Origin of the sequence: Dietzia maris, from assembly GCF_014144855.1 — a bacterium.
Classification (GTDB): domain Bacteria; phylum Actinomycetota; class Actinomycetes; order Mycobacteriales; family Mycobacteriaceae; genus Dietzia; species Dietzia kunjamensis.
Genome location: NZ_JAALDN010000186.1, coordinates 1 through 3,701 on the forward strand (window position 1 = coordinate 1; position 3,701 = coordinate 3,701).

Genomic DNA, 3,701 nt, shown 5'->3' on the forward strand with positions numbered 1-3,701 from the left:
GGAGGGATCGCCGACCCCCGGGCCGGTGCCGCCGCACTCGAACCCACCGCCGGGGCCCTCAGCGCCGCCGGGGCCACCGACGTGCGGATCGTCACCTGGGGCGCCCCGGGCGCACAGGTGATCCTGCACTCCGGATGCGCCCGGGGCGCGGTCGTCGATTTCCTCGACGACCCGGATGCCGCTGAGCAGTCCACGGCCTGCCCGTCCTGACCGGCCGGGGTGCCTCACCGGGACGCGGGAGGCCAGGCGGTACCCTGCGAGTCGTGCCGCTGCCCACCCGAAGCACGTCGACCGTGCCCCGCGTCCTCACCCACGTGTTGTGGCCGCTGGCGATCATGACCGTCATCCACCGCGTCCTGATCAAGGCCGTCAACGGATCCATCACGAACGACTTCGGCACCGTCTACGCCGCCACCAGGCGTTTCCTGGCAGGTGAGCCGGTGTACGTCGAGAACCTGCTGACGGTGCAACCGCACTATCTCTACGCCCCCAGCGGGACGTTCGTCCTCGCCCCGTTCGGCCTGATCGACAACTACACGCTGGCGCGCTGGCTGTTCATCGGAATCAACACCGCCGCGATCATCGCGGCGCTGTGGCTGCTCATGCGGCTGTTCGACCTCGACGTCCGCTCGTTCGCCGCCCCCGCCATCCTGCTGGCGGCGTTCTGCACCGAGGCGGTCACCAACACGCTGGTATTCACCAACGTCAACGGCGTGATCTTCCTGTGCCAGGTGGCGTTCCTCTACCTGCTGCACCGACGGCGCCTCTGGTGGGCCGGCGTGGCCATCGGCCTGTCCCTGGCCGTCAAACCGATGCTCGCTCCGCTGCTCGTGCTGCCTCTCATCCGCAAGCAGTGGCAGCCGTTCGTCACCGCGGCCGCGATCCCCGCCGTCACCATGGCCGCGGGGTGGGCCCTCACCGTCGACGCCCGCAGTTACCTCGACACCACACTCACCTACATGGGCGAGGTCCGCGACTACTACAACAGCTCGATCGCCGGGATGGGCCTGTACTACGGCGTACCCGAGCCGGTCATCCTGGTGGCCCGCATCCTGGTCGTGGTGGCCACCCTCGTCGCCGTGTGGCTGCTGATGGACTACCGCCACAACCACGAGGTGCTGTGGTTGGCCACCACCTCCGGGGTCGTGCTCGCCGGTGTGTTCCTCGTCTCCACCCTCGGCCAGATGTACTACTCGATGATGCTCATCCCGATCATGCTCACGGTGGTGCTGGACAAGTCGTTGGTCCGCAACTGGCCGGCGTGGCTCGCCGCGTACGGGTTCTTCACCCTCGACTTCTGGGAGTCGGCGCGCTGGCCCTACTACGGGCGGCTACTCGAGTTCGCGCACCCGACCCTGGGATGGTTGCTGCTGCTGGCCACCGTGCTCGTGGTGCTGCTGTGGCGCCGCAGCGACCCCCGCCGGCACGAGCGGATCGCACCGGCCGCCGCGTCGGCGTAGCCTGCGGGCATGAGCGAGCCCACCGATACCCACACCCCCCAGCCGGACTTCACGCTGGACGACACCGAGTGGCGTCGTCGACTCAGCCCGGAGGAGTACCAGGTCCTGCGGCAGGCCGGCACCGAGCGTCCCTTCACCGGTGAGTACAACGACACCAAGACCGAGGGCGTGTACCGCTGCCGCGGATGCGGTGCCGAACTGTTCCGCAGCGACGCCAAGTTCGAATCCAACTGCGGGTGGCCCTCGTTCTTCACGCCGCTGGCCGGCGGCGCCGTCATCGAGCGCACGGATTCCTCGCTCGGCATGACGCGCACCGAGGTGATCTGCGCGAACTGCCACGGTCACCTGGGGCACGTGTTCGCCGGGGAGGGCTACGGCACCCCCACCGACCTGCGGTACTGCATCAACTCCCTGAGCATGACGCTGGAGCCGGCCGAGAGCTGAACTCGACCGGCCGCATCCGGCCCACAGAGACGAGAGGGCCGACCGGGACTGCTCCCGGTCGGCCCTCTCTCGCGTCAAGTCGAGCTGTCGGCGCGCGGTGAACCTCAGGGCATCGATGCCGCCAGCTGCCCGGCGGTGACGCGCGGTCCGGTGAAGAACGGGATCTCCTCGCGCACGTGGCGGCGGGCCTCGGTCGCCCGCATCTCGCGCATCAGGTCGACGATCCGGTCGAGCTGCGGGGCCTCGAAGGCGAGGATCCACTCGTAGTCCCCCAGCGTGAAGGACGGCACGGTGTTGGCGCGGACGTCCGGGTACTCGCGGGCGGCGCGGCCGTGCTGGGCGAGGATCTGGCGCCGCTCCTCGTCGGGGAGCAGGTACCACTCGTAGGAGCGCACGAACGGGTACACCGAGACGTACGCCCCCGGCTCCTCCTCGGCGAGGAACGCCGGAATGTGGCTCTTGTTGAACTCCGCGGGGCGGTGCAGCGCGGTGTTGGACCAGTAGGCGGTGCTGGCCCGGCCCAGGAGGGTGGTGCGCCGGAACTCGTTGTAGAACCGCTGTAGGTCCTCGATGTGCTCGGAGTGGGTCCAGATCATGAAGTCGGCCTCGGCGCGCAGGCCCGAGATGTCGTAGAGACCCCGGACCACCACGTCGGTGCCGTCGTAGCGGGCGAGGAACTCCTCCAGGTCCGCGGCGACCGCGTCCCGGTCCTCCCCGAGCTGCCCCGGCGTCACCGTGAAGACGGAGAACATCAGGTAGCGCAGGGTCGAGTTGAGTTTCTTGTAGTCAAGGCGTGCCATGGCTCAATCCTGCCACCCCGAGGCGAGTCGCCGGGCCGCGGCCCGCGCCGAGCCGATACAGGCGGGTACCCCCACGCCCTCGGTCGCGCCGCCGACGAGCTCCACGCCGGGCAGCCGCTCGGCCAGTTCGGCGCGCACGCCCGAGATCCGCGTGTCGTGTCCGGGACCGATCTCGGCGAGGGCGTCGGACCAGCGGCGCACCCGCGAGTGCAGGACCGTCGGCGCGGAGCCGCACAGTCCCCCCAGCGCGGATTCGGCCATGCGGGTGAGGGTGGCGTCGTCGGCGGCGAGCACCTCGTCGTCGTCGATCCTCCCGAACGACACCCTGACCAGGTGCCCGGGCCGGGTGTCGAGGTGCGGCCACTTGCGGCTGGTGAAGGTCATCGCCTTGAACGGCACCGGTTCGTCGGTCGCCACCAGGACCCCCGACCGCTGCGGGAGGTCCAGGGACCGGTCGACCTCCAACGCGACGACGGCCGAGGACGCCGTCCGGATCCCGGACAGGCCCCGGGTCGCGGCGTCGAGACCCCCGGCACCCTCCAGGAGCGGGGCGGCGTGGGGAACGGGGACGGCGACGACGACGAGGTCCGCCTCCTCGGACCACGACCCGCGGTCGCCGGCGACCGCCAACGAGTAGCCCGAACCGTCCCGGTGGAGAGCGGTGCAGGTGGCGTGTGTACGGATCACGGCACCGGAGGCCCGGACGAGGGCGTCCACGAGGAGCCGGTAACCCCCGTCGAGGGTGGCGAACACCGGGCCCGGCACGCGGTGCGCGACGAGCTCCCGCGCGGCGGCTGTGAGGCTGGGAGCGCCGCGGTCCAACGCCTGCGCCAGCCCAGGGATCACCTGTCGCAGCCCGAGCCCGGTACTGGGGGCGGCGTACACGCCCCCGAGCATGGGGTCGACGAGCCGGGCGACGACCGCGTGCCCGAACCGCTCGGAGACCAACGAGCCGAGCGAGACGTCACCGCCCGGCTCCCAGTCCAGCGGCAGGTCG

4 protein-coding genes and 1 pseudogene are annotated in these 3,701 nt (G+C 70.7%); 3 read left to right on the plus strand and 2 right to left on the minus strand.

Translation table 11 applies throughout. The features are described from left to right. The 3 genes and pseudogenes from G6024_RS06750 to msrB form a co-directional block, all read left to right on the plus strand. Positions 1-210, plus strand: a pseudogene (locus G6024_RS06750) (alpha/beta hydrolase); the annotation flags it as partial. A 53-nt stretch (positions 211-263) separates the two neighbouring features. Then, positions 264-1,460: a glycosyltransferase family 87 protein gene (locus G6024_RS06755; protein ID WP_235027790.1), complete on the plus strand. Its 1,197-nt coding sequence runs from the start codon at positions 264-266 to the stop codon at positions 1,458-1,460. A gap of 9 nt (positions 1,461-1,469) precedes the next feature. Then, on the plus strand, positions 1,470-1,904 hold the full coding sequence (gene msrB, locus G6024_RS06760) for a peptide-methionine (R)-S-oxide reductase MsrB (RefSeq protein ID WP_069389058.1): 435 nt from the start codon (positions 1,470-1,472) through the stop codon (positions 1,902-1,904). Positions 1,905-2,008: 104 nt separating this feature from the next. Here the strand turns inward: msrB and hemQ are convergent, their stop codons facing one another. Both hemQ and G6024_RS06770 read right to left on the minus strand, forming a co-directional pair. Next, on the minus strand, positions 2,009-2,704 hold the full coding sequence (gene hemQ / locus G6024_RS06765; RefSeq protein WP_069389059.1) for a hydrogen peroxide-dependent heme synthase: 696 nt from the start codon (positions 2,702-2,704) through the stop codon (positions 2,009-2,011). A 3-nt stretch (positions 2,705-2,707) separates the two neighbouring features. Then, the coding region (locus G6024_RS06770; protein WP_159148344.1) for an FAD-dependent oxidoreductase at positions 2,708-3,701 on the minus strand (994 nt) is incomplete at its 5' end.